The organism is Streptomyces sp. NBC_00554 (assembly GCF_041431135.1).
In the GTDB taxonomy this organism is placed as follows: Bacteria; Actinomycetota; Actinomycetes; order Streptomycetales; family Streptomycetaceae; genus Streptomyces.
On sequence record NZ_CP107799.1, the window covers coordinates 8,610,334 to 8,634,588 of the forward strand.

Here is a 24,255-nt window from a genome sequence, read left to right on the forward strand (position 1 = left end):
AGCAGGAGCCGCGGGGAAGGCGCGACGTGGAACGACACAGCACCGATGCGGAGCGGCCGGGGGGCCGCTCCGCATCGGCCGTGGTCGAGGGCCGTGCCGGATGGGCGCGTCTGGCACTGCTCGCCCTGGTGGCGAGCGTGCTGGTTCCCCTCGTGGCCGCCGGTCTGCGAAGCGTCCTCTGGGCGCTGGTCGGCATCGCCGGACTGGCTCTCACCGCTGTCGGAGTCTGGTGGACCCTGGCCCACACCGGCGTGGTGCGGCTGGCCGGAGTGGGCCTGTGTGTGAGCGCGCCGGTCGCGGTCCTGGCGTTGTACGCGGCGTCCGGCATGCTGGTGCCGGCCCTTCTTGCCCTGGCCCTCTGCATCCTGGCCACGGCGGCGGCCCGGGTCGCCAGCGCACCGGGGCACCTCCCCTCCGTACGTGAGCGCGAGCCCGCCGAGGCGCCGCGCCACCCCTGGATTCTGATGAATCCGCGCTCCGGTGGCGGCAAGGTGGGGCGTTTCGATCTGGTCGACAAGGCGCGGGCAGCGGGTGCCCGCGTCGTCCTGCTCGGTCCCGGCGGTCAGGGCCCGGCCGAGCTGGCCCGGCAGGCAGTGGCCGAGGGGGCCGACCTGCTGGCGGTGGCGGGCGGAGACGGCACCCAGGCTCTGGTGGCCGAGGTGGCGGCGCGGCACGACCTGCCCTTCCTGGTGATTCCCGCGGGCACCCGCAACCACTTCGCCCTCGACCTCGGCCTCGATCGCGACGATCCGGCCGCGGCCCTGGACGCCCTCGCGAGCGGCGTCGAACTCCGCGTCGACCTCGGGTTCGCCGCCGACCGGGTGTTCGTCAACAACGCCTCCTTCGGAACGTACGCGGCCGTTGTCGGCGAGCCCGCCTACCGTGAAGGGAAGGCGCATACGATCCTGCGGACGCTGCCCGGACTCCTCACCGACCCGGACGCGCCGAGGCTGCGGCTGCGGGCCGGCGATGTCCGCGCCGACGGACTGCAGGCGCTGCTCGTCAGCAACAACCCCTACCTGCGGGCCGTCGACTCGAGCCGTCCGGGGCGCAGGGAGCGGCTGGACTCCGGGCTGCTCGGGGTGCTGTGCGTGCGGGTCGACAACACGGCGCAGGCGGCGGGGATGGTGCGCGGCAGCCGTTCCGCGAGCCTCCTGCGGCTCACTGCGCAGGAGGCCGTCGTAGAAGCGGACACGGACACCGTCCCGGCCGGCATCGACGGGGAACACGTTCTGCTCCCCGCACCGGTGGTCTGCCGGATCGCTCCCGGGGCCTTGCGGATCCGCGTGCCGCGCGACCGCCCGGGTACCCCACCGAGCAGGCCGGGGGTCGACTGGCCGCGTGTCACGCGGCTCGCGCTGGGCCTGCCGGCCGCGGGCAGGAGACGGACTCGGCCGACCGCCTGACCCGAAGGCGGCCCGAGCCGAGGCGGCCGGTGCGGCGCCATGGTCCCCGGCGCCATGCGAATTCCCCATGGTCCTGAGCCCGCAGGAGACGCCGAGCGCGAGCGCACTCGACGTCAGTCGGCGGAGGGTTGCCAAACGAGTCTTACCGATATATCGTTGACGCATCGCGACCGATCAACGATGGAATGGAGTGATTGCGATGCGTTCCCATGGACAGGAATTCGGATACGAGCGTGGACAGGGACAAGGCGGGTCCGGCCATCGAGGTCGGGGCGGCTTCGAGGGGCGGCGCGGGGCTTTCGGGCCCTTCGGACCGGGTGGTCCCGGTGGCCCCGGCTTCGGTGGACCGGGCTTCGGCCCTGGCCCCTGGGGTGGACGTGGCGGTCGGGGCGGACCGAGGGGGAGGGCGCGGCGCGGTGACGTGCGCGCGTCGATCCTGGCTCTGCTCAAGGACCGGCCCATGCATGGTTACGAGATGATCCAGGAGATCGCCGAGCGCAGCGGCGGGGCATGGAAGCCCAGCCCGGGTTCGGTGTATCCGACCCTTCAGCTGCTGGAGGACGAGGGCCTGATCACCAGTGCGGCCGAGGGTGGCAAGAAGCTGTTCTCGCTGACCGAGGCCGGCCGCACCGCGGCCGACGAGGGTCCCGACGCGCCTTGGGAAGAGGCCGGGCGCGGGGTCGACTGGGAGACGCTGCACGAGATCCGGCAGGCCGGCTTCGGCCTCATGGAGGCTTTCGGCCAGGTCTGGAAGACCGGCAGCAAGGACCAGCGCGACAAGGCGCTGGCGGTCATCAACGAAACCCGTAAGAAGCTGTACCTGATCCTCGCTGACGAGGACTGATGAGGGCCGACAGCAGCGAGCTGTCGTACCTGAAGGCGCCCCGCGGAAGCCATTTCCGCGGGGCGCTTCTCCGTGTGCGGCAGTGGTGCGCTCAGGCCACCAGCCCGGCGAGCTTGCGCAGCGACTCGTCGAGAGCGGCCGTCGCCGAGTCCTTGAGCTTGCCCGCCATCAGGGAGACGGCCGCACCGGTGAACTCCCCGTCGATCCGAACCGTCGTGGCGTCGCCGTCGGGGGTCAGGGTGTAGCGCGTGCTGACGTTCACCGCCATCGGGCCCTTGCCGTGGATGGCCAGGGTGCGGGCGGGTTCCAGTTCGTCGATGGTCCAGTTGACCTCGGCGGGGAAGCCCATGAGCTTCATGTTCTCCTCGAAGGTGGCGCCGACCTCGAGTGAGGCGGGGCCGCCTTTCGGGAAGCTGGTGTGGGTCGAGTTCCACTCGCCGTACGAGGAGAAGTCCGTGAGCTGCGCCCAGACCTTCTCGGCAGGCGCCTCGATGCGTGCTTCCGCGCTGACTTCGGCCATGCGACCACCCCTTTGTGTCGGGCGCTGCGCCCGGCGCAGCTACGGTGTCGCGGAACGTAGCCTCAGGTCCGTCAACATTCAATACTGATGAACCGTCAGGAATTGTGGAGGAGGCGGCGGAGACGGCGGAAACGGCTCAAGAGGCCGCCGGGCAGGGCAGGGGCCGCAGTTGCGGGGGCCGCGCAGTGCGAGGGCCGTACAGCGCGAGGGATCAGCCCAGCCGCTGTATCACCGCCGCGTCGAACAGGTCCCACGCGCGCGGGAACGGTCCTTCGTCGTGGCAGTGCCACGCCTCCCAGAACAGGTCGGCGAGCAGCGCGTCCTCGGGGGCGTACACCCGGTACACGTACTGCCTGCCGTCGACCGCAGGCAGGGCCACCAGCCAGCACCTGCTTTCCATGTCCCTGAGGGACGAGCGCCGGAGGCGCCGCGGTTGCGTGCCGGGCGTGAAGCAAGGCGGCGCGCGCCCCTGGGATGAAACGGCGCGATGTCATCCGTAAGGAGGAGAACCAGCGCATCCATGCCCACCTTCTGTCGGACGCGAAAATGCTGCCCGCCGAGGATGACCCGGCTCGCAGGGACTGATGAGGTAGGGGTTGTGCAATCCCGTATCCCCCAGCAGCCCGCCGCCGAGAGCGGCCCGTACCGCGCCGAACTCGATGCCAGGCTCAGCGACGAGCTGGCCTCGGTGGTCTCCGGTGCGCGCAGGAGAGCACTCAGGGACGGGGACCGGCAGATCGACACGGCCCATCTGCTGCACTCCTTGCTGGAATCCGACCCCGACGTGCGCGCGGTCTTCGACAGCGGGCCGCAGGTCGCCCGGCTGCTCGGCTACCTCGTGCAGCGCAGCATCGGCTACGGGCTGCGCTGGCAGAGCACCGTCGAGGACTCCGGTGCCGTACCGATGGTGGCCGAGGCGGGCTGGTCCCCGGTGGCGGCCGGCGCCATGGAGGACGCGTGCGAGCGGGCCGTTCTACGGGATGACCTGCGGGCCTGCGGTCTCGATCTCCTTGCCGCGGTCGTCGCAGATCCCCAGTCGCGGGCCGTCGAGGTGCTCGGGCGCGCGGGTGTCGACGCCGGAGAGCTGCTGGCGCGGATCGAGGCCGGGTTCGACGAGTACGCGGGTGGGGGCGACTCCGGGTGCTGAGTCCGGCGGACGGGCCCGTGCGTTGACGGCAGCGCGCTGGGGCCCGGGAGCTTGCTCTCGCCTCGGGTCGGCGTCCAGTCGTTGAGACAGGTGTCATCGGGGGTGACGCTCATGTCGTTGCCTGTCATCATGTGCCGGTGCATACGTCTCAGGGCAGTCAGGGGAACCGGGGGAGGGGCGTCGGCCTGGGCCTCGCGCTCGCGTCGGCGGTTGCTTTCGGTGGATCGGGTGTCGCGGCCAAGCCGTTGATCGAGGCGGGTCTGGATCCGCTCCACGTGGTGTGGCTGCGGGTCGCGGGCGCCGCGCTTCTCATGCTGCCGCTGGCCGTACGTCACCGAGCCCTGGTGCGAAGCCGCCCCGCGCTGCTCGCCGGGTTCGGGCTGCTCGCCGTGGCCGGTGTGCAGGCCTGCTACTTCGCCGCCATCTCCCGGATCCCCGTCGGGGTCGCGCTGCTCGTCGAGTACCTCGCGCCGGCGCTCGTGCTCGGCTGGGTGCGGTTCGTGCAGCGCAGGCCTGTGACGCGGGCCGCGGCCCTCGGGGTCGTCCTCGCGGTCGGCGGGCTCGCCTGTGTGGTCGAGGTGTGGTCGGGGCTGAGCTTCGACATGGTCGGACTGCTGCTGGCGCTGGGTGCCGCCTGCTGCCAGGTCGGCTACTTCGTCCTGTCCGACCAGGGCAGCGACGCGGGCGACGAAGCGCCCGACCCGCTCGGAGTCATCGCGTACGGCCTGCTCGTCGGCGCCCTGGTGCTGACCGTCGTCGCCCGCCCCTGGAACATGGACTGGTCCGTGCTCGGGGGCACCGCGGACATGAACGGGACCGCCGTCGCCGCCTCGCTGCTCCTCGGCTGGATCGTGCTGATCGCCACCGTCGTCGCCTACGTCACCGGGGTGCTCTCCGTGCGCAGGCTCTCGCCGCAGGTCGCGGGCGTCGTGGCCTGCCTCGAAGCGGTCATCGCGACCGTCCTCGCCTGGGTGCTGCTCGGCGAGCACCTCTCGGCGCCGCAGATCGTCGGCGGCGCGGTCGTGCTCGTCGGTGCGTTCATCGCGCAGTCGTCGGCGCCGGCCAAGGCCTCAGAGGGAGCGGTCGCCGGAGGCGTGGGACAGGACGGTCCAGACGGCTCCGAAAGGGAGTTGTCGGCCCGAGGGAGCGCCGTCTAGGGTGTTGATCATGCATTCGGACGCACTCGTTCTTCCGCCTCCGGCCGCCTGAGGCGGGCCTCCGGAATCCACGCCCGGCCGATCCGCCGGGCGGAACGGTGCTGCCCGCAGATGAAGTCCGAGGACCCTCCCGTACGCCGGTGCCGCCGCGCACCGGCCGCGACGTGGTCCCTTCCTGAACTTCTGCACATCTGCGGAGAGAACACGTGTCGAATGCCGTCTCCGGTCTGCCCATCGGGCGAGGCCTTCTCTATCTGATCGTCGCCGGTGCCGCCTGGGGCACCGCGGGCGCGGCCGCGTCCTTGGTCTACCGGGCCAGTGATATGGGGCCGATCGCCCTGTCCTTCTGGCGCTGCGCGGGCGGACTCGTCCTGCTGCTCGCCGTGCGCCTGCCGCGCCGCCGGGTCAGGCCCGCCGTGCGCGAGCCGCTCAACCGAAAGGTCCTGCGGATCGGCGTCACGGGCTTGGGACTTGCCGTCTTCCAGACCGCCTACTTCGCCGCCGTCGAGGCGACCGGCCTTGCCGTGGCGACCGTCGTCACGTTGGGCGCCGGGCCCGTGCTCATCGCGCTCGGCGCGCGGCTGACCATGGGTGAGCGGCTCGGCGGTGGCGGGCTGGCCGCCGTCGCCGGGGCGCTGGGCGGGCTCGCGGTGCTGGTGCTCGGCAGCGGAGGTGCGACAGTGCGCCCCTGGGGCGTGGTGCTCGCGGTCGTGTCCGCGGCCGGATATTCCCTGATGACCCTGCTCACGCGCTGGTGGGGCCGCGACGGCGGGCCCGACGCCTCCCATACGACCGTCTGGGCCTTCGCGGTGACCACCGCCTGCCTGCTGCCCTTCGGCCTGGTCGAAGGTCTGGTCCCGCACACCGCCCAACCGGCGCACGTCCTCGCCCTGTTGGCCTACATCGCCGCCGTCCCCACGGCCCTGGCATACGGCCTGTACTTCGCCGGGGCCGCCGTGGTCCGGTCCGCCACCGTCTCCGTAGTCATGCTCCTGGAGCCGGTGAGCGCCGCCGTACTGGCCGTCGCACTGCTCGGCGAACGGCTCACCGCGGCGACTCTCGTGGGCACCTCTTTGATGCTGGGGTCGGTCGCTGGGCTCGCGGTGGCGGAGGCTCGGCGCGCGGCGGCCGAGCGGCGGACGCTGGAAGGAGGGGTGGGGGAAAAGGTACTGATCTGACCCGGGGCGGCGGTTCGGGACGGCCGTGTCCCGCGTGCGCTGGGGGGCGCGTGCGGGACACGTGCGCGCGGGATTGTGCGGAGTGGGGCGCGCTGCTCCAGCGCGCACCCCATCCTCCAGGCGCCCCGTCCGAGATCCGCTCCCTCAGAGGATCGGCATCAACGCGATGCCAGATAGTCCGGCAGCTCGACTTCGGCGGCGAGGTCCGTCGAGGGAATGGGGGCGCCATATCCCTTGGCCAGGGGGAGGACTCCGCTCCAGTAGGGCAGGGAGAGGTCCTCGGGCTCGTCGTTCGGGCCGCCGGTGCGGACCTTCGCGGAGACTTCGTTGAGGTCGAGGCTGATCACGGCGGTGGCCGCCAGCTCCTTGGCGTTGGCGGGGCGCGAGTCCTGCGAGCGCCCGGGGACGACGTGGTCGACGAGTGCGTCCAGGGCCGTCCGCCGCTCGTCCGGGTCGGTCACCTGGTGGGCGATGCCGTGCACCACCACGGAGCGGTAGTTGATCGAGTGGTGGAAGGCGGACCGGGCCAGCACCAGGCCGTCCACGTGTGTGACGGTCAGGCAGACCGGCAGCCCGGGATCGGCCTGGCCGGTCATCCGCAGGGGGCGCGAGCCGGTCGAACCGTGCACGTAGAGGCGCTCGCCGACGCGTCCGTACAGGGTGGGGAGTACGACCGGGGCGCCGTCGCGGACGAAGCCGAGGTGGCAGACGTAGCCCTCGTCGAGTATCGAGTGCACCGACTCGTGGTCGTACGCGGCGCGCTTCGCGGATCGGGTGGGGACGGTGCGGTCGGTCGGGGTGTAGGCAGCGGGTTGCGGCGTCCCAGGCTGAGTGCTCGTCTCCGGCATTGCGTTCTCCATTGTATTAGTGCATACTCTGCTTTGTGCTAGGAGAGTATCGGATCGAAGGGCGTCGCGCAGCTGAGATTGCCGCGAGCGTCGAGGGTGCGGTGGGGTCAGGCGAGCTGGAGCCGGGTCAACTGCTGCCGCCCATGCGGGAGTTGGCAGAGCAGCTCGGAGTGAATCCCAACACCGTCGCGGCCGCGTACCGCACGCTGCGGGAGCGCGGGGTGATCGAGACCGCGGGCCGCCGGGGCAGTCGTATCCGCTCCAAGCCGGCCACGACGGGACGCGAATACATTCGGGTCGAGGTGCCGGACGGCGTACGGGACGTGGCCGACGGGAACCCTGATCGCGCACTGCTGCCCGGCCTCGCCGAGGCGTTCGCGGCGGCGGCGGAGCGGTCGGACCGTGAACCCGTGATGTACGGGGAGGCCGCCGTCGAACCGGAGTTGGCGCGGCTCGCGCGTGCCGAACTCGACGCCGACGGGGTGCCCGACGGGCCCGTCGTCGTCACCTCCGGGTCGCTCGACGCCATCGAGCGCGTGCTGGTGACCCACCTCAAACCCGGGGACGCGGTCGCCGTCGAGGATCCCGGCTGGGGCAGTCTGCTCGACCTCGTGCCGGCGCTCGGGCTGCGCGTCGTCTCCGTGGGTGTCGATGACGAGGGCCCGGTCCCCGACGACGTACGGCAAGCACTGGAGGCCGGTGCGCGGGCCCTGGTCGTCACGGACCGTGCGCAGAACCCGACCGGCGCCGCCATGAGCGCCACACGCGCGCGTGCACTGCGTTCCGTGCTCGAGGAGTACCCGGGGACCCTGCTCATCGAGGACGACCATGGACACCGGATCGTCGACCTGCCGCTGCATCCGCTGGCCGGTACGACCCGCCACTGGGTCCTGGTCCGCTCCGTCGCCAAGGCGTACGGGCCCGACCTGCGGCTCGCCGTCCTCACGGGGGACCCCGTCACCGTCGACCGCGTCCACGGGCGGCAGCGGCTGGGCCCCGGCTGGGTCAGCCACCTGTTGCAACGCGCGGTCGTCCACCTCTGGACCAGCGGCGCGGTGGACGCACAGGCCGTGGCGGCCTCGTACGAGCGGCGGCGCGACGCGCTGATCGGCGCTCTCGGGGAGCGGGGTGTCACCGCGTACGGGCGCAGTGGAATGAACGTGTGGATTCCCGTCCCGGACGAGACCGGGGCGGTCGCGCGGCTGCTGCACGCCGGGTGGGCCGTCGCGCCCGGGGCGCGCTTCCGGATGAGTGCGCCGCCGGGTCTGCGGATCACCGTCTCGCCCCTCACGCCGGGCGACATCGAGCCGTTGGCGGACGCGGTCGCCTCCGCCGTCGGCCCCGGACCCGCACGCCGCTACGTATGAGCCGTCACCGCTGAGTCATCACCACCGAGTCATCGGCGCCCCTTGGCCTGGGTCAGCGCCGCGCCCGCCAGGATGATCGCCGCGCCGACCGGGGTCGACCAGGCCAGCGACTCGCCGAGGATCGCCACGCCGGCGCCGGTGGCGATGACCGGGATGAAGTACGTGACCATCTGGGCCGTAGTCGGGCCGACCTCGGCGACCAGGCCGTACTGGATGAGCAGGGCGAGGCCCGTGCCGAGGGTGCCCAGGGCGGCGATCGCGAGCAACGGGACGAGCGGGAAGTGGTCCGGCAGTGTGGTGAACAGCGGGGTGATGAGGGCGAGTTGGACGCTGGCCAGCAGCAACTGGGCGCCGGTCATCGACAGATGCGAGTGGCCGGAGCCGGCCAGCGTGCGGCGGACGTAGATCCAGCCGATCGGGTAGCTCAGCGAGGCCATCAGGGCCATCACCGTGCCCGTGGCGTCCAGGCCCTGGAAGCCCTGCCAGGCGCCGAGGACCGTCAGGACGCCTATGAAGCCGATGCCGAGGCCCGCGACCCTGCGCCTGGTCGGCCGGTCCTCGGAGAGGGCGACCAGGGACAGCGCCATGCCCCACAGCGGCGAGGTCGCGTTGCAGATGCCCGCGAGCGTCGAGGGGATCGTCAGCTCGGAGTAGGCGAAGAGGGAGAACGGCAGCGCGTTGAGCAGGAAGGCCGCGACCGTGAGATGCGCCCAGGTCCGCGCACCGCGCGGCAGCCGCTCCCGCCTCACCGCCATCGCGGCCGCGAGCACCGCGGTCCCGAACACCAGCCGGCCGAGCGTGACCTGGAACGGCGCGTAGCCCTGCGTACCGACCTTGATGAGCAGGAAGCTGAAGCCCCAGATCAGGGAGAGAACACCGAAGCGGATCCGCCAGTCCAGGGCGGTTCGGCGGCGGGGGGCCGCGTCGGTCGGGGTGAGGGTGCCGGGACGGGGAGTGGCAGCGGTGGTCATGACCCCACGATGGGGCAGAACGATCTCGTAGTACAAGCGAGATTTCTGGATCGATATCTCGTAGCATTGCTTACATGTTGAATCTGGAGCGCTTGCGCACCCTCGACGCCCTCGCCCGGCACGGTTCGGTGAGCGGTGCGGCCGACGGACTGCACGTCACGACGTCGGCCGTCTCCCAGCAGATGTCCAAGCTGGAGCGCGAGGTGGGGCAGCAGCTGCTCGCCAAGAACGGGCGTGGGGTGCGCCTCACCGACGCCGGACGGCTGCTCGCCGACCATGCCGCGCGGATCCTGTCCCAGGTCGAACTGGCCCAGTCCGACCTGGAGGCACAGCGGGGGCAAGTGGTGGGCGAGCTGCGGCTGTCCGCGTTCCCGACGGCCGCGCGGGGGCTCTTTCCCACCGTGCTCGCCGCTCTCCGTGCCGATCATCCCGGGCTGCGGCTGCGTTCGTGCGAGCTGGAGCCGGAGGCCGGGGTCGCCGGGGTGGTGCGCGGCGATCTTGATCTGGCGGTTGTGCTCGACTGGTACAACAAGCCGATGCCGCTGCCCGACGGTTTGGTGAAGGCGGCGATCCTCGACGACCCGGCCGATGTGGCGATGCCGGTCGGTCACCGGCTCGCGGGCCGTGCGGAGGTGGACCTCGGCGAGTTCGCCGACGACGAGTGGATCACGTGGGGCGAGGGCGAGTTCTGCCACGAGTGGCTGATGTTCACGCTCCGCTCCAAGGGCGTCGAGCCGCACATCGCCCATCGCGCCGCGGAGACCCACACGCAGCTGGGGCTGGTTGCCGCGGGGCTCGGGGTGTGCGTGGCGCCGCTGCTCGGGCGCCATCCGATGCCCGAGGGAGTCGTCACGGTGCCGTTGCGGCAGCGGGTGCGGCGACATGTCTACGTCGTGTGGCGGGCGGACGCCGACCGCCGCCCCTCCATCAGAGCGGCGGTCGAGGCCTTGCGCAGAGCTGGGAAAGCGGTCTCCTGAGCGGACGGGTCCTACTACTGCGGCAGCTTCCGGAAGTCCCACGAGGCGATCGACGTCGGCGTCAGCCGCGCCCATGCGTGGCGGCCGTCGTGCGGCATCTCCTCGAGGCCGAAGTTCTTGCGTGCGAACAAGGTCTCCGGGACGTCGAGTTCGGCACGCAGTTCCCCGGTGCGGGGGACCTCGCCCACGAAATCCGCCGTGCCGGACAGCTCGACGCCCCGCAGCTCCCCGTACTCCTCGCCGGTGTCGATCACCACCGCGATCCGCGGATCGCGGCGCAGCTCCGCCCAACGCTTGCTGCGCACCACGGAGTACAGCCACAGCGAGGTGCCGTCCCAGGCGAACCACAGGGCGCTCACATGCGGAACGCCGTCCTTCGACACGGTCGCGACGCGGCAGGTGCGCTGGGTGGTGAGGAACTCGTCCAGCTCGCCGGGTGTCATCATGATCTTCCGACCCCTGCGCTGAGTTACGGCCATGCGGTCCCTCTTCCCCTACGTCGACAGAGATCCTCTGACATTGCGTCAGAAAAGCATGGGGCGTCTTCCGTCCCCACGCAATGGTCGCTACGCTCGCCCGCCCCGACCCTCGACGACAAGGGGCAGCCATGCCGTCGTACGAACAGCTCAGTGAGCTCCTCGACCCCGCCACCACGGTAGTACTCACCGTCGAGTGCCAGCAGGGAGTCGTGGGGCAGGACAGCGCACTGCCCGAACTCGCCAAGGAGGCACGGTCGTCGGGGGCGCTGGCGAACGTCGCGAGGCTGGTCGCCGCCGCGCACGAGAGCGGGGTGCAGGTCATCCACGCGATCGCCGAGCGCCGCCCGGACGGCCGGGGCGCCAATCGCAACGCCAGGCTGTTCCGCGCGGCCGAGCGGCTCCCGGTCCAGCAGCTGACGGGGACCACGGCGGTGCGGATCGTGCCGCCCATCGAGGTCGCCGAAGAGGACTTCGTCGTACGGCGACTGCACGGGCTGTCGCCGATCACGGGCACCGAAGTCGACGCGCTGCTGCGGAATCTGGGCTGCCGCACCCTCGTGGTGACCGGCGTCTCGGCCAACGTGGCCATCCCCAACACCGTGTTCGACGCCGTGAACCGCGGCTACACGGCCGTGGTGCCCGCGGACGCGATCGCCGGGGTGCCCTCGGACTACACCCCAGCGATGATCCGCAACACGCTGGCCCTGGTCGCCGTGATCACGTCGACCGACGATCTGCTGGCCGTTTTCAAGCGGCCGCGGCGCGTTCCGCGGGCTTGATCCCGGTCCTGTTCACGCCAGCGTGATCGAGTCCCCGTCCACCGTGATGTTCGCGGCGGCCAGGGGCTGCGTCGCCGGGCCCTTCGTCACGCTGCCGTCCTCGGCGGAGAACTGGCTGTTGTGGCACGGACAGGTGATGACGTTGTTGGCGATGCCCTTCACGGCACAGCCCTGGTGGGTGCACTTGGACGAGAACGCCTTGAACGTGCCCGCCGCAGGCTGGGTCACCACCACACCCTCGGACTCGAAGACCTTGCCGCCGCCCTCGGGGATGTCCGAGGTCTTCGCGATTACGGTGCCCCCGCCGGCCGTGGCGGTGTCCTCCCCGGCGGCACCCGCACTGCTGTTGTCCTGCACGTCCGAAGAGCCGGAGGAGCCGGAGGAATCGTCCTCCGACCCGCAGGCGGTCAGCGCGACGGCGATTCCTGCCGCGCCGACCGCCGCCACGACTGTGCGGCGGGACGGTGCCGATACGGACTGGAGCGATTCGCTGATCATGCTGACTTTCCCTTCACCGTACGTAATGTTGATCCGTACAGGAGTACGGCCCGGGTACGGGTGCTGTTCAGGGCGAGCGCGCTTCTTGACGCGATCGAGATCCCAGTAGCCTGGGGCGATGCTCAAGGAAGTCATCGCGACCCGCTACATCACGCCCCTGCGTGAGGGCGGCTCGCTGCCGGGGCTCGTCGAGGCCGACGATCTCGGTACGTACGTCATGAAGTTGTCTACGGGGTGGCGCTGACCTGCAGTAATCCAGTCGTCCGCGCCTCTGACCTGCCCAGATGGGTCTTTCGGGGTCTTTCAGGGGTGCGCCGCGTTACGCAGCCGATTCTCCCCACGCGCTCCCCAGCGCCGCCCGTACTCCCCAGATTCTCTCCAAGGGAGCGCGGAGGGAGGGGGTCAGTGCGCCCGGTGTTCGCGCTTTTGAAGCGGGTGCGGTATTCGCCGTGCGTGACTCCCGGATGCCACGGCATGCACGAGCAGGGCGGCCTTCTCACTGGCATCTTCGAGCCTGCCCAACGTGGAAGAGCGCTGGCCAGGGGACGGAGTCCTGCTGCACGCGACCCCCGGTTCGGCCAACCGGGGATCGTTTGCTCGATGGGCGCAGTGGGTGCCAGGAGGGTGTTTCAGAGCGGGCGCCTTCTGCGAATGGGTAGGACGCTCAGGGCCATGACGGTCCCGTCCTCGTGGACGGAGATCGGGCCGTTCCAGTGTCTGGCTGCATTCGTGCCGTTCCAGTCGGAGCGGAGTTTGTACGCGGCATGCCGGTATTCTTCGATGCGCCCGTTGCTGATCAAGTCGTACAGGTCCTCGGCCATGCCGGAGAATGCTTCGATCCGTACGGTCTCCATGCGGAAGACGTGATCGGTGCCGACGAACTTAGTGCCGCCGATCATGATGTGTGCGTCGTGGACGCTGGACGTGGCGGCGAAGGCGGGCACGTCGTAATGCTGTCGGCCCTGGCCCTTCGTCAGGTACTGGGCTGTCCGGGGTCCTCCGCCGGCGAATGCGGTCAGGCCGGCGCTCCCGGTGCGGGCCAGGAGTTGTCCGAACCAGGCGAGGTCCTCATCGGATACCTGAAATCCGTCGGCGGTCCGTGCCCTCCTACCCTCGTGGGCGGGTATGCGGATCGCGTTGGGGTAAGGGATTCCGCTCTTGTCTTCCGCCGAGAGGTCGGCGTTTCGCGGTGCGCCGGGAATGCGCTCGGGAAGGAGTGCTTCACCGGGGGATTGCAGGGCGTTGACGACGACTCCGCCCTGGCCCATGAGTTCGGTGGAGAGCAGCAGGCACTGCACGGTGTTCCACGGGCCGATCTGCATGCCCTCGGCCAGCTCGGAGCCCCTGGCCAGCTGCCGGGCCGTGGTGCTGCGGGAACGGCTGGTCCGCTTGCTCGGCTTCTGGTGGTTTCCTTTGCACACCACGAAGGTGACGATCGACGGCTCGCCGGGCTTCCATGCCTCGATGAGGTAGTCCGGCCGGGGCCGTGAGCCCTTCGAGCGTTCCGAGCCGCCCAAGGCCCAGCCGGCCCGCAGCACCGTGCTCGTGTCCACGACCGAGACCACGCGGTCGGGGTACTGCCGTTTCACGATGTGTTCTGCCACCGCGAGTCCGAAGCCGACGCCCAACTCCTGGGACTGCATGGCCTTGTACCTGCGCTCAGGCGTGCGGCCCTTGACGGTGAGCTCCACGGCTCCCGCCCGGTCGCCGTGCACGGCCTCGCAGTACTTCAGGCTCTGCCAGTGTTCGGCGAGTCCGCGCGCCATTCCCTGGCCGGCCAGCGCGTAGCCGCGCGCTACGGCATGCAGTACCCGCCATGGCGTCAGTTCGATGGTCCGGCCGCACTCGGTCCGGGTAACGGGCTGCAGATCGGGCTTTCTGCGCCCCGACTCCTGGCCCTTCTCACGCCGTTGTGCGTCGATGGCTGTCGCCGCTTTCCCTGCGTGTTCCACCAGGTCCGCTGTCGAACGGACGTGGATGCTCGTCTGGAGGCTGAGTTCGTTGAGGATCTGTCGCGCGGTTCTTGCCATGCGTCCCCCCACGGTGTCCGCGTGCCCTGGCCAGCCGTGAACGGTAATTCGGAGCATCGGGGCGCATACAAGTGCGCATGGTGAGCCATGGTGCAGAACTGGCCACACTGGGACCGGGTATGACCAGCGATGACAGAAGCCATGCCGACCGTCCGACAATCCGCACTCGTCAACTGGGAACCGCCCAAGTGCCCTCGTCCCGGGGGATGTTCGAGTGGATGAGCCGGGCAGTCATGCCCCCGCCGATGAGAAGGAGGCGGGCATGGACCCGAACGAGCATCACAACGGTGCCACACCGGACCCCGAGCAGCCGGCGGGCCGATCTCCAGCACAGCTGCAGGGTGAGGGACGGCAGGACCGCGACTGCGCGGTCGCGGATCTGGCGGGCGAGTTCGGTGCGGAGCTGGTGCGAGCCATCCGCGTGGGCCTGGCCCAGGGGAACAGCTCGGCGCACGGTCCCAGGGGCCGTCTCAGCTGAGCTGGTACGCCTTCGCGACCCAGTACGCGCAGGCACACTGGCCTGGCAGGGCGGCGAAGACCCGGGACGAGGTCAGCGACGCACTGACCGCTGTGACTGTGGCGATGCTGTGGGACCTTCCTGGCCGGCCGAACGGCCAGTTGCTGCGCCGTGCCCTGCCGCCCTGCTCCTGCCCAGCCCGGGCGGAGACGGTTTCCTGGTTGTCGCACTTGCCCTCGGGCTGACGGTTGTCGGCATACAGGGCAGCCCCCGCTGTCCTCGGCCACCGGCTCCTGACCGTGTGGCTGGGCCTGTTTCCCGTGCTGGTGGTGCTCGGCGTGCCGGTCCGGCGCGAGGCGATCCGACATGCCTCGGAGGCTGACCGCTCGTTCAGGTTGGTTCAGCGTCTGTTCAGCGGGCCTGTCGCACCCTGAGGCAGTCAGCTCGGCCGCACGCAGCGGCCGGAGGATGCGGCGAGAGGATGCGGCATGAAGCGCAAGGGCAATTGGATCGTGGGGGCCGGGCTCTCGGCCGCCCTCATCGGCGGTGGTACCGGCATCGCTGTAGCAACGACCGGTGCTGACGACAACGAGACACCCATCTCGGGGCCTGCGCTGGAGAAGGCGAGCGCCGCAGCACTCGCGTACACCGGAGAAGGCAAGGTGACGGACTCCGAGGTCGGCGACGAGGAGGGCTATTACGAGGTCGAGGTCACGCTCGACAACGGCAAGCAGGCCGACGTACACCTGGACAAGGACTTCAAGGTCCTCGGCAGTCAGGTGGACGGCGGAGACGAGCCGAACGACAAGGACTGATCCCGGAGCGCTGCATCGGACCGCGCCCGTTGCCAGGTGCGGCGCCGGTCAGGGCTCCAGCCGATGGCCGTGTCCATAGCTGGTGATTCGTGGCAGCCGGGCCGGACGCGAGGACGAATCGGCCGCATCGATGAGGCGGTGGCGGGTGTTGGTGGAGCCGAATCAGTTCTCGTCCCTGACCTCTGGCATCAGCGGCTTGCCGGATACGGCCGCTCCCCCCGATGCCGGGCGAGCACCGGCGAGCAACTCGGACTCTTCGGGCTGGAGCGAGCCTTCGCGGGGCCGCAGGCGTGGATATGGCAGGTCGCCCCAGCCAGGTCGGGGATGGGGCGGGAGGCCGTGTTGTTCCCTCGGAAGCGATGGGGCGGGGGCGCCTCTGTTTTCGATGTGGAGCGAGGAATGTGACGCGGGGACTGTGTGAGGTCAAGGGTCATGTCGGACTCGAGCGGCACTGCCATCCGGGCTCCGAAGGCGGGGCCACACTGCTCCGCCTGCATTTCCACTCCCGCTTGTCACCGCCCGGGGCTCCCGTAGCGTGGACCGTATGCGCGTGCTGATCGTCGAGGACGAGGAGCGGTTCGCGGCCGGGCTGAGGGACGGTCTGGAGGCCGAGGGATTCGCCGTGGACGTGGCGCTCGACGGGGTGGACGGGCTGTGGATGGCGCGTGAGAGCGCGTACGACGCGATTGTCCTCGACATCATGCTGCCGAGGCTCAACGGCTACCGGGTCTGCCGGACGCTGCGTGGTGAGGGCAACTGGACGCCGATCCTCATGCTCACCGCCAAGGAGGGCGAGTGGGACGAGATCGAGGGCCTCGACACCGGCGCCGACGACTACCTCACCAAGCCCGTCTCGTACGCCGTGCTGCTCGCCCGGCTGCGGGCGCTGTTGCGGCGGGAGGCACGCGAGCGGCCCGCGGTGCTCGCGGTGGGCGACCTGCGGCTGGATCCGGCCGCGCGCACGGTGACCCGGTCCGGGCGTCAGGTCGAGGTGACGGCACGGGAGTTGGCCGTGCTGGAGTTCCTGATGCGGCGGACAGGCGAGTCCGTCAGCAAGCGGACGATCCTCGACCATGTGTGGGGCGACGACTTCGAGGGCGATCCGAACATCGTCGAGGTGTATGTGCGGCGCCTGCGCAACAAGGTTGATCGTCCCTTCGGGAGGGACTCCCTGCGGACCGTGCGGGGGCACGGATATCGGTTGGTGCCGGATGGCGGGTGAACGGCGGCGCCTGCGGACTGTGCGCATCCGGGCCACGGTGATCGCCGCACTGGCAGTGGGGCTCGCGCTGATCGCCGGAGGCGCCGCCCTGGTGCTCGGGCTGCGGGTCGAGCTGAGCAACGACGTGCGGGACGCCGCGCGGACCCGCGCGGGCGAGGTGGCTCGGGTGATCGAGGCGGGGAGAGGGGTGCCCGAGGTCAGCGTGGCCGACCCCGACGAGGAGTTCCTGCAGGTCGTCGACCAGCGGGGGACGGTTGTCGCGGCGAGCTCGAACATTGAGGGACTCCCGGCGCTGGCTCGGCTCCGGTCCGGCGGCAGCACCGAGGTCGACACCCCGATCGACGAGGACCCGTTCCTGGTGGTGGCGGTCGCGGCGCGGGACGGCGACCGGCGCCTGACCGTCCTGGACGGCCGTACACCCGCCGGGGTCGCCGAGGCCACCTCCACGGTCACCCGGATGCTGCTCATCGGCCTGCCCGTGCTGCTGGCCCTGGCAGCCGCCGCGACCTGGGCCGCCGTGGGGCGGACGCTGCGGCGGGTCGCACGCGCCGAGGCGGCGCAACGGCACTTCGTCTCGGACGCCTCGCACGAACTGCGCTCACCCGTCGCCACGGTCCGGCAGCACGCCGAGGTGGCCCTCGCCCATCCGGGGCGCGCCGATGCCGGGGTGCTGGCAGGGACGGTCCTGGAGGAGGCCGTCCGCATGCAGCGCCTGGTGGAGGATCTCCTTCTCCTCGCCCGCGCCGACGAGGACGCGATCCGGCCGCCGCGGCGCCCCGTCGATCTGGACGACCTGGTCTTCGAGGAGGCTCGGCGGCTGCGGGAACGGCAGGATGGCCCGCGCGTCGACAGTAGCGGGGTCTCGGCCGGGCGGGTCCTGGGCGATGAGGACGGCCTGCGCCGCGTGGTCCGCAACCTCGGCGAGAACGCCGCCCGCCACGCCCGCTCCCGGGTCGCCCTGACGCTCCGCGAGGTCGGCGCAACCGTACGGCTGGACGTCGACGACGACGGCCCCGGGGTGCCGGAGGGGGAGCGGGCCCGGATCTTCGAACGCTTCGTACGCCTGGACGAGTCCCGCGCGAGGGGAGAGGGCGGAGCCGGCCTGGGCCTCGCGATCGTGGCCGAGCTGGTGGCCGCGCACGGGGGCACGGTGACGGTCGGGACGGCGCCGGAGCTGGGCGGAGCGTGCTTCACGGTGAGGTTGCCGGCCACCCACTGAGGGGTGCGGGGCTGTGACGTTGTGCGGCCTCGCCGCGTGGGGCGCGACGAGTCATCACGAACCCGCAGCCGTCCACAAACCGAATGCCCCGTTTTGCGCCGCCTGACGGCCCGTTCAGGTGTGTTCAGCGTCCTTTCAGAGGGTCAGCGGGACGCTCGTCGCAGGCCACATCCCAGGGAGGCTGCCATGAGCACCAACCGCCCCATCCTGCTGACCGGAGCATCCGTAACCGCCGCCGTACTCCTGGCCGGTGCGTGCTCGGGAGCCGCCGACACCGCTGACCGCCAAACGGAGCCGAGCGCCTGCGTTCACGTCGTCGAGGAAGGATCGGGCAAGACGGGCGACGCCTGCCTGCCCACGGCGCCCGCAGCGGACCGGGCCGACCTCACCGAGCCCCGCTTCACGCACCCCACCCGGATCACGAACCCGCTCCACCCCACCAGCGAGGTCACCCAGACGATCTACGGCGGCCAGGTGGACGGCAAACCCTTCCGTACCGAGGTCAGCCTGCTGCCCGGCACGAAGACCATCGACGTGAACGGCAAGCCGGTCGAGGCTCGCATCAGCCAGTACGCGGCCTTCTCCGACGGCCGGATCCAGGAGGTCGCCCTCGACTGGTACGCACAGGCCGACGACGGTTCCGTCTGGTACCTCGGCGAGGACGTCTTCAACTACGACAACGGGGTCGTCGCCGACACCGAAGGCACCTGGCAGGCGGGCCGCGACAACGCACCGGCAGCGATGATCATGCCCGCGGACCCGGAGAAGGGTGACGTCTACTGTCCCGAGAACCTCCCGGAGATCGTCTTCGAGGAAGTCACCGTACGAGCCGTGGACCAGACGGTCGACGGGCCGTACGGCGAGGTCGAGGGCGCGATGACCGTCCGTGAACTGCACATGGACGGCTCGACCGAGGACAAGGTGTTCGCGCCGGGGTACGGGGAGTTCTCGACCGGCGCCGAGGGCGGCGACCTGGAGGCGGTGTCGCTCGCGGTGCCCACCGACGCGACGCCCGGGCCGCTGCCGGCCCGGCTGACCGCCCTGGACCGTGCTGCCGTTGCTGCCCACGAGTCGCCCGGGGCCGCCGCCGTCCGGCAGGTCCGCGCCGCGTGGGACGCGTACCGTGCCTCCGACGCCGTAGCGCAGCTGCTGGAGCGGCAGATGGAGCGTGACCTCGTCGCCCTGGAGAAGGCCGGGGACGGTGCGCAGGCGGTGGACCCGGCCCTCCGCGTCGCCCAGAACGTGACGGACCTGCGGCTCCGCTACGAGCCCGTGCCGACGGTCGACCGGGACCGACTCGCCCTCTGGACGCGCCAGTTGACGATCGACGCGAAAGCAGGGAACGAGGGCGCCGTCGCGGGCGACGTGACGGCCCTGGAGCTCGCATGGGAGCGCATGCGGCACCCGGTCCTGGACGCCGTACCGGTGGACGCGGACCTGAAGAAGCTCCGCGCGGCAGCCGATGGCAAGGACACGGCCGAGATACAGCGGCTCGTGCCCGAACTCACCGAGCACATCGCGGAGTTGGAGGGTAAGTAGCCGCCTGCAGGGGGGCTTGTGCGGGGCCGCAGTCCAAGTGCCTCGTTTGCCCCGGTCCTGCCGGGTGCAGCGCAGTTACCCTGCAGGCAGACCGACCCGGCCTTCGGTCAAGCCCCGTGTCCGTGTTCGCCCCGCGGCTGCCTCTCGGCCTCGCTCGAGCGCGCGGGTGCCGTGCGGCGGTGCCCGGCTCGGCGACTGTGAACGAGCATGATGGCCGGGCCTGTTGCCAGGAGCAGGGCGAGAGCCGCGTAGCCGTAGGTGAGGGTGGCCAAGGTGGCGACCGCGGCCACCAGCAACGGACCGCCCGCGTCGCCGAGTTCACGTCCGAGCTCGGCGGAACCCATGGTCTGACCGAGACGCTCCTGGGGGGTGGAGGCCGCCAGGGCGGCGAAGCCGAGCGGGGTGATCAGACCCGTGCCGACGCCGATCAGCGCCGCTGCGATGAGTACGCCGGTCAGGCCGGGCAGCATGGCGCAGGTCAGGCCGGCGGCCGTGACAAGCAGTCCGATGCCGATCCCGGCGGGGGCGGTGATGCGTCCGGCGTCCAGGGCCCGCCCGGCTCGGGGTTGGACGATCGCGGCGCACATGGCCAGTACGGAGACGGCGGCGCCGGTGGCCACCGTGCCAAGACCGGCCGCGGCCCCGGACACCGGCAGGAAGCCGACCCCGACGGACAGGGCGGCGGTCGCGCCCGCGAGGGCCGCGGTCGGCCGCAGGAACGCCGGGTCGGCCAGCCGCCGGGCCAGGTCCAGCACGGTCTGCCGCGTGCGCGGCAGCGGAGGTACGCGGGGAACAGCGAGCACGGCCCACACCGCGACGACTGCGCCGAGCACCGCCATCACCGCGAACAGCAGCCGCAGGCCGCCGGACCAGACGATCACGCCGCCCAGCAGCGGGCCGAGGGTGTAGCCGATGGACTTGTAGAAGCCGTAACTGCCGAACGCCCTCCCGTGTTTGGCCGCCGGGTTGAGCCGGGCGACCAGGGCGGAGGCCGAGGGGGAGAAGGCGGAGGCCGCGGCGCCCTGGCCGAGGCGGGCTGCCCACAGCCAGCCGGGACTGTCCGCCACGGCGTACGCGGCCGAGGCCCCGGCGAAGGCGGCCAGTCCGCCGACCATGACCGGTCGGGCGCCGATGCGGTACGTGCACGCCGTGCGGGAGCACCGGCGCAGCATCGACCTGGTCCGCTACCGCTACTTCGGCACCGAGCACCTCGGCCTTGAGACGGTGGCTTCGGTCAGCGGCCTGGCTGCAGTTTCCGGGACAGCCCGTCGCCGTCGCGTACCGGAGACGGCGCGGGTGCGTACGGCGGACGGCGCGATGGCCGAGCTGGCTGCGGCCGTCGACGAGGTCCTGCTCGGCCTCGGGGACGACATTACCCGGGTGCAGCGCAAGCAGTACCGGGCCTACCAGCGGCTGCTGAACTTCGCCTGCATCTGCCCGCCTCAGCAGACCAAGCTTCTCGTCTACCTCAAGGCTGACCCGAAACAGGTCGACCTCGTTCCCGGCTTCACTCGGGATGTGACGGGGCTCGGCCATCACGGCACGGGTCACCTGGAACTGCAGCTGCGTACGGAGCGGGACTTGGAGCGAGCCAAGGACCTGCTTCGTCTTAGCTACGCCGCGGCGTAGGTCAGCACATCCGGTACGGGCTGGGCCAGCGCGGTGGTGGTGCGGGGTGTGCAGTTGTTGGTCAGAGCTCGTAGCGCAGCCTTCCGACGTGACGGTCAAGGGGTGGCGGTGGAGTACTCAATGGTGCGGACGATCCCCGGTTTGGCCAACCGGGGATCCGCTGCGATGTTCCGCCGCTTCGTCCTTCGACCGGGCTGTCTCAGGGGGCTGTCCACGCTAGATTGCGTGCACGAGGCCCCGCGCCATCCCCCGTACGCGGGGCCTCGTGCACGCCGTGACTGGTGAGCTGCTGTCACTTGCCGGGTGGTCGGTAGGCCGCTCCCGGCTATTCGTGACTGGCCTTGGCGGGGGGCGCGTGGTGACCTTATGAGGCCCGCTCCCGTACGAGGCCGAGGCGGGGGCCCAGGCAGAATGTGTGGCGGCCAGTGACGTAGGGGCCAGCGTCCCCGTTGCGGGAGACCGGGTGGGGCAGCAGGCGCAGTTCCGCCGCGCTGGGGTTTTGCACCACGCCTGCGGGGCCTGCGTCGTGGGTGAGGTAGCGGGAGGGCGCCTGGACGGTGACGCGGATCAGGTGGGCGACGGTGGCCCGGTCGAGTTGTTTACGGTCCGGTGCCGGCATGGGCAGGGGCTCGGTGCGGGCGGCATCGAGCCACTGCTGGCCGTCGGCGGTGACGAAGGCGGGCAGGATACGTTCGGAATCGGCGCCCAACCGTGTGGGCACCGCGGCGGGGTCGATCTCGCGGTCGTTGACGCAGTACAGATCAGTGACGGGATTGAGACGGCATCGGATGTCGAACACCCCGGCGCTGACCAGCGGAACACCCCCGCGTCGGCGGGACGGACACCCGTCGGCTGTCCGCCGCCCTCGGCGACGACGGAACACCCCCGCGTCGGCGGGACGGACCTGAGGGACGGGCGCATCGAGTACACCGCGTTCGGAACATCCCCGCGTCGGCGGGACGGACGAGAAGATCGCCACCAAGACCGGCAACGGCGGCGGAACACCCCCGCGTCGGCGGGACGGACTGCTTCTTCTTGTTTAACCGCACGTGTGCGTCCGGAACACCCTCGCGTCGGCGGGACGGACGGCCGGGCCCGACCAACCGCACCGGCAGCGGGCGGAACACCCCCGCGTCGGCGGGACGGACCCGGACGTGGTGACGGACGCGCGCAGGTACCGCGGAACACCCCCGCGTCGGCGGGACGGACTACGAGGTCGGTGACCTCTACCTGGACGGCGACGGAACACCCCCGCGTCGGCGGGACGGACCTCGACGAGGTCCTCGGGGGTGCTGGGCCAGGCGGAACACCCCCGCGTCGGCGGGACGGACTCCCGCACCGGCCACGCACTGGACCGGGTCACCGGAACACCCCCGCGTCGGCGGGACGGACGCCGCGGCATAGCGGAGTTGGGTCCGCTGCAGCGGAACACCCCCGCGTCGGCGGGACGGACTCAAGCAGCTGGTGCAGAGCCTGCTCGACCAGCGGAACACCCCCGCGTCGGCGGGACGGACGCGAACTGGCCGCGCACCAGGGGCCAGGACGACGGAACACCCCCGCGTCGGCGGGACGGACCCGCCCGTCTCCTTCACTGTGACACCGACGATCGGAACACCCCCGCGTCGGCGGGACGGACCACTTCGGGGAAGAGCGCCGCACGCAAGATATCGGGACACCCCCGCGTCGGCGGGACGGACGTCCTGCTCTACGACGGCGACCAGGTCGACGCCGGAACACCCCCGCGTCGGCGGGATGGACCAGGTACGCGTAGGCCGACTCCAGCGCCGTGGCGGAACACCCCCGCGTCGGCGGGACGGACGGCGTCAACGTCGACTCCACCATCGCCGCCACCGGAACACCCCCGCGTCGGCGGGACGGACTGCCGGGTACGCCACAGGTGTTGAAGGATGATCGGAACACCCCCGCGTCGGCGGGACGGACCCTGGATACGTCCTGGCAAAGGCGTCCAGAACCGGAACACCCCCGCGTCGGGGGGACGGACTCACCGAACAGTGCGACACCGAGCTCGGCCTGCGGAACACTCCCGCGTCGGCGGGACGGACGTCGAGCTCATCGTCCAGGGCTACGAGGAGACCGGAACACCCCCGCGTCGGCGGGACGGACTGCCGGGCTCCGCACCTGGCACACGCACCGAACGGAACACCCCCGCGTCGGCGGGACGGACGCTCCTTCATTGCGGAGGAGATACGTCCCCGCCGGAACACCCCCGCGTCGGCGGGACGGACGGCCACCGGCTTCCCACCCGGCACCCCGAGGACGGAGCACCCCCGCGTCAGCGGGACGGACGCTGAGCTGCCGCCTGAGCGCCTGTATGTGGACGGAACACCCCCGCGTCGGCGGGACGGACGGACAGGGCGGAGAACGGATACCGCGTCGGATCGGAACACCCCCGCGTCGGCGGGACGGACTCGTCACCGGGAGCCCGCGCGATCGTCGTCATCGGAACACCCCCGCGTCGGCGGGACGGACAACGACACACCGCGCCCTCTCGTGGTCGACAGCGGAACACCCCCGCGTCGGCGGGACGGGCGATGTCCCACGCCGCGAAATGGGCGGGAAGATCGGAACACCCCCGCGTCGGCGGGACGGACGACACCTGGCACTTCGAGCAGGACCGTGTCGTCGGAACACCCCCGCGTCGGCGGGACGGACCCCTACGTGTGGGGGGGGCGACCGGGCCCAACAGCGGAACACCCCCGCGTCGGCGGGACGGACTGACGGACGCCGCAGGGTCGGTGGAGGTAGGGCGGAACACCCCCGCGTCGGCGGGACGGACGCCGAAGAGGGGCGTGACCAACTCAGCGAATTCGGAACACCCCCGCGTCGGCGGGACGGACACGCGCGTCTTCACCGCCGATGAGACCGGCATCGGAACACCCCCGCGTCGGCGGGACGGACGTCCCCTGGCACATCGAGCCGGTGACGACGAGCGGAACACCCCCGCGTCGGCGGGACGGACGTCGCCGCCAAATGGGGCGAAGAACACCAGGACGGAACACCCCCGCGTCGGCGGGACGGACGCCCCCAAGGCGTCCGGCACACCCTCCCTCTACGGAACACCCCCGCGTCGGCGGGACGGACCGGGCTCTACGACGCCGCGGGAGTCAAGCTGGCGGAACACCCCCGCGTCGGCGGGACGGACACCGACCGGT

Annotated in this window: 22 protein-coding genes, 2 pseudogenes and 1 CRISPR repeat array (1 of these 25 only partly in view); of the genes and pseudogenes, 15 read left to right on the forward strand and 9 right to left on the reverse strand. The window is 71.1% G+C overall.

Translation table 11 applies throughout. The features are described from left to right. Positions 1 to 26: 26 nt before the first annotated feature. Both OG266_RS38000 and OG266_RS38005 read left to right on the forward strand, forming a co-directional pair. Positions 27 to 1,406, forward strand: a complete 1,380-nt coding sequence (locus OG266_RS38000) for a diacylglycerol kinase family protein (RefSeq protein ID WP_371551268.1) — start codon at positions 27 to 29, stop codon at positions 1,404 to 1,406. Between the two features lie 199 nt (positions 1,407 to 1,605). Continuing rightward, positions 1,606 to 2,250, forward strand: coding sequence for a PadR family transcriptional regulator (locus OG266_RS38005; RefSeq protein ID WP_266468033.1), 645 nt, complete (start codon positions 1,606 to 1,608; stop codon positions 2,248 to 2,250). A gap of 91 nt (positions 2,251 to 2,341) precedes the next feature. Here OG266_RS38005 and OG266_RS38010 read toward each other — a convergent pair whose 3' ends face one another. Both OG266_RS38010 and OG266_RS38015 read right to left on the reverse strand, forming a co-directional pair. Then, positions 2,342 to 2,770, reverse strand: coding sequence for an SRPBCC family protein (locus tag OG266_RS38010; RefSeq protein WP_266468035.1), 429 nt, complete (start codon positions 2,768 to 2,770; stop codon positions 2,342 to 2,344). A gap of 211 nt (positions 2,771 to 2,981) precedes the next feature. After that, positions 2,982 to 3,170, reverse strand: coding sequence for a hypothetical protein (locus tag OG266_RS38015; protein ID WP_266468038.1), 189 nt, complete (start codon positions 3,168 to 3,170; stop codon positions 2,982 to 2,984). Between the two features lie 198 nt (positions 3,171 to 3,368). On the opposite strand from OG266_RS38015, the gene OG266_RS38020 reads away from it, so the two are divergent. The 3 genes from OG266_RS38020 (at position 3,369) to OG266_RS38030 (ending at position 6,252) form a co-directional block, all read left to right on the forward strand. Further along, positions 3,369 to 3,917, forward strand: a complete 549-nt coding sequence (locus tag OG266_RS38020) for a Clp protease N-terminal domain-containing protein (RefSeq protein WP_371551270.1) — start codon at positions 3,369 to 3,371, stop codon at positions 3,915 to 3,917. Positions 3,918 to 4,048: 131 nt separating this feature from the next. Then, positions 4,049 to 5,074 (forward strand): DMT family transporter, encoded by a 1,026-nt coding sequence (locus tag OG266_RS38025; protein ID WP_371551273.1) that lies wholly within the window; start codon positions 4,049 to 4,051, stop codon positions 5,072 to 5,074. A gap of 206 nt (positions 5,075 to 5,280) precedes the next feature. Next, positions 5,281 to 6,252 (forward strand): DMT family transporter, encoded by a 972-nt coding sequence (locus OG266_RS38030; RefSeq protein ID WP_371551274.1) that lies wholly within the window; start codon positions 5,281 to 5,283, stop codon positions 6,250 to 6,252. A 158-nt stretch (positions 6,253 to 6,410) separates the two neighbouring features. Here OG266_RS38030 and OG266_RS38035 read toward each other — a convergent pair whose 3' ends face one another. Further along, entirely contained in the window at positions 6,411 to 7,112 is a 702-nt protein-coding gene (locus OG266_RS38035; RefSeq protein ID WP_371551276.1) for a pyridoxamine 5'-phosphate oxidase family protein, read from the reverse strand. Positions 7,113 to 7,135: 23 nt separating this feature from the next. Here OG266_RS38035 and OG266_RS38040 point away from each other — a divergent pair, with 23 nt between their 5' ends. Then, a complete protein-coding gene (locus tag OG266_RS38040; protein ID WP_371551278.1) occupies positions 7,136 to 8,467 on the forward strand; it encodes an aminotransferase class I/II-fold pyridoxal phosphate-dependent enzyme in 1,332 nt (443 codons plus the stop codon). 29 nt (positions 8,468 to 8,496) lie between these two features. Here the strand turns inward: OG266_RS38040 and OG266_RS38045 are convergent, their stop codons facing one another. Further along, positions 8,497 to 9,438 (reverse strand): DMT family transporter, encoded by a 942-nt coding sequence (locus OG266_RS38045; protein ID WP_329548870.1) that lies wholly within the window; start codon positions 9,436 to 9,438, stop codon positions 8,497 to 8,499. Between the two features lie 74 nt (positions 9,439 to 9,512). Here OG266_RS38045 and OG266_RS38050 point away from each other — a divergent pair, with 74 nt between their 5' ends. Then, entirely contained in the window at positions 9,513 to 10,415 is a 903-nt protein-coding gene (locus OG266_RS38050; RefSeq protein ID WP_266468058.1) for a LysR family transcriptional regulator, read from the forward strand. Between the two features lie 14 nt (positions 10,416 to 10,429). On the opposite strand, the gene OG266_RS38055 is transcribed toward OG266_RS38050, so the two are convergent. Beyond that, entirely contained in the window at positions 10,430 to 10,894 is a 465-nt protein-coding gene (locus OG266_RS38055) for a pyridoxamine 5'-phosphate oxidase family protein (RefSeq protein ID WP_371551281.1), read from the reverse strand. Positions 10,895 to 11,022: 128 nt separating this feature from the next. Between OG266_RS38055 and OG266_RS38060 the strand changes: the two genes are divergently transcribed. After that, a complete protein-coding gene (locus OG266_RS38060) occupies positions 11,023 to 11,673 on the forward strand; it encodes a cysteine hydrolase (RefSeq protein WP_371551283.1) in 651 nt (216 codons plus the stop codon). A 12-nt stretch (positions 11,674 to 11,685) separates the two neighbouring features. Here OG266_RS38060 and OG266_RS38065 read toward each other — a convergent pair whose 3' ends face one another. Then, positions 11,686 to 12,171 carry a Rieske (2Fe-2S) protein gene (locus OG266_RS38065; protein ID WP_371551285.1) on the reverse strand — a complete coding sequence of 162 codons (486 nt, stop codon included), beginning with the start codon at positions 12,169 to 12,171 and terminating at the stop codon, positions 11,686 to 11,688. A gap of 118 nt (positions 12,172 to 12,289) precedes the next feature. Here OG266_RS38065 and OG266_RS38070 point away from each other — a divergent pair, with 118 nt between their 5' ends. Then, a complete protein-coding gene (locus tag OG266_RS38070) occupies positions 12,290 to 12,415 on the forward strand; it encodes a hypothetical protein (RefSeq protein WP_371553191.1) in 126 nt (41 codons plus the stop codon). A 385-nt stretch (positions 12,416 to 12,800) separates the two neighbouring features. Here the strand turns inward: OG266_RS38070 and OG266_RS38075 are convergent, their stop codons facing one another. Beyond that, entirely contained in the window at positions 12,801 to 14,201 is a 1,401-nt protein-coding gene (locus tag OG266_RS38075) for a hypothetical protein (protein WP_371551287.1), read from the reverse strand. 262 nt (positions 14,202 to 14,463) lie between these two features. Here OG266_RS38075 and OG266_RS38080 point away from each other — a divergent pair, with 262 nt between their 5' ends. From OG266_RS38080 to OG266_RS38100, 5 genes are all read left to right on the forward strand, one after another. Continuing rightward, complete coding sequence (locus tag OG266_RS38080) at positions 14,464 to 14,679, forward strand: hypothetical protein (RefSeq protein ID WP_371551288.1); 216 nt, start codon at positions 14,464 to 14,466, stop codon at positions 14,677 to 14,679. Between the two features lie 467 nt (positions 14,680 to 15,146). Further along, positions 15,147 to 15,473, forward strand: coding sequence for a hypothetical protein (locus OG266_RS38085; RefSeq protein WP_371551290.1), 327 nt, complete (start codon positions 15,147 to 15,149; stop codon positions 15,471 to 15,473). Between the two features lie 544 nt (positions 15,474 to 16,017). Then, positions 16,018 to 16,695 (forward strand): response regulator transcription factor, encoded by a 678-nt coding sequence (locus OG266_RS38090; RefSeq protein ID WP_371551292.1) that lies wholly within the window; start codon positions 16,018 to 16,020, stop codon positions 16,693 to 16,695. 19 nt (positions 16,696 to 16,714) lie between these two features. Further along, entirely contained in the window at positions 16,715 to 17,914 is a 1,200-nt protein-coding gene (locus OG266_RS38095) for a sensor histidine kinase (protein ID WP_371551294.1), read from the forward strand. A gap of 186 nt (positions 17,915 to 18,100) precedes the next feature. Next, positions 18,101 to 19,453 carry a hypothetical protein gene (locus OG266_RS38100; protein ID WP_371551296.1) on the forward strand — a complete coding sequence of 451 codons (1,353 nt, stop codon included), beginning with the start codon at positions 18,101 to 18,103 and terminating at the stop codon, positions 19,451 to 19,453. Positions 19,454 to 19,560: 107 nt separating this feature from the next. Here OG266_RS38100 and OG266_RS38105 read toward each other — a convergent pair. Continuing rightward, positions 19,561 to 20,589 (reverse strand): annotated as a pseudogene (locus OG266_RS38105) (MFS transporter); the annotation flags it as partial. Between the two features lie 7 nt (positions 20,590 to 20,596). Here OG266_RS38105 and OG266_RS38110 point away from each other — a divergent pair. Then, a pseudogene (locus tag OG266_RS38110) lies at positions 20,597 to 21,082 on the forward strand (DUF5655 domain-containing protein); the annotation flags it as partial. 364 nt (positions 21,083 to 21,446) lie between these two features. Here OG266_RS38110 and OG266_RS38115 read toward each other — a convergent pair. Continuing rightward, positions 21,447 to 21,881, reverse strand: coding sequence for a hypothetical protein (locus tag OG266_RS38115; protein WP_371551298.1), 435 nt, complete (start codon positions 21,879 to 21,881; stop codon positions 21,447 to 21,449). Between the two features lie 15 nt (positions 21,882 to 21,896). Beyond that, positions 21,897 to 24,255: direct repeats of the CRISPR family, unit length 29 nt; unit sequence CGGAACACCCCCGCGTCGGCGGGACGGAC (it continues 3,101 nt past the right edge of the window).

Excerpts from the sequence above, each read along its gene's own strand:
- OG266_RS38005 (WP_266468033.1), top strand. The coding sequence starts at position 1,606 with ATGCGTTCCCATGGACAGGAATTCGGATACGAGCGTGGACAGGGACAA.
- OG266_RS38010 (WP_266468035.1), bottom strand. The coding sequence starts at position 2,770 with ATGGCCGAAGTCAGCGCGGAAGCACGCATCGAGGCGCCTGCCGAGAAG.
- OG266_RS38015 (WP_266468038.1), bottom strand. The coding sequence starts at position 3,170 with ATGGAAAGCAGGTGCTGGCTGGTGGCCCTGCCTGCGGTCGACGGCAGG.
- OG266_RS38035 (WP_371551276.1), bottom strand. The coding sequence starts at position 7,112 with ATGGAGAACGCAATGCCGGAGACGAGCACTCAGCCTGGGACGCCGCAA.
- OG266_RS38045 (WP_329548870.1), bottom strand. The coding sequence starts at position 9,438 with ATGACCACCGCTGCCACTCCCCGTCCCGGCACCCTCACCCCGACCGAC.
- OG266_RS38050 (WP_266468058.1), top strand. The coding sequence starts at position 9,513 with ATGTTGAATCTGGAGCGCTTGCGCACCCTCGACGCCCTCGCCCGGCAC.
- OG266_RS38055 (WP_371551281.1), bottom strand. The coding sequence starts at position 10,894 with ATGGCCGTAACTCAGCGCAGGGGTCGGAAGATCATGATGACACCCGGC.
- OG266_RS38060 (WP_371551283.1), top strand. The coding sequence starts at position 11,023 with ATGCCGTCGTACGAACAGCTCAGTGAGCTCCTCGACCCCGCCACCACG.
- OG266_RS38065 (WP_371551285.1), bottom strand. The coding sequence starts at position 12,171 with ATGATCAGCGAATCGCTCCAGTCCGTATCGGCACCGTCCCGCCGCACA.
- OG266_RS38070 (WP_371553191.1), top strand. The coding sequence starts at position 12,290 with ATGCTCAAGGAAGTCATCGCGACCCGCTACATCACGCCCCTGCGTGAG.
- OG266_RS38075 (WP_371551287.1), bottom strand. The coding sequence starts at position 14,201 with ATGGCAAGAACCGCGCGACAGATCCTCAACGAACTCAGCCTCCAGACG.
- OG266_RS38080 (WP_371551288.1), top strand. The coding sequence starts at position 14,464 with ATGGACCCGAACGAGCATCACAACGGTGCCACACCGGACCCCGAGCAG.
- OG266_RS38085 (WP_371551290.1), top strand. The coding sequence starts at position 15,147 with ATGAAGCGCAAGGGCAATTGGATCGTGGGGGCCGGGCTCTCGGCCGCC.
- OG266_RS38090 (WP_371551292.1), top strand. The coding sequence starts at position 16,018 with ATGCGCGTGCTGATCGTCGAGGACGAGGAGCGGTTCGCGGCCGGGCTG.
- OG266_RS38100 (WP_371551296.1), top strand. The coding sequence starts at position 18,101 with ATGAGCACCAACCGCCCCATCCTGCTGACCGGAGCATCCGTAACCGCC.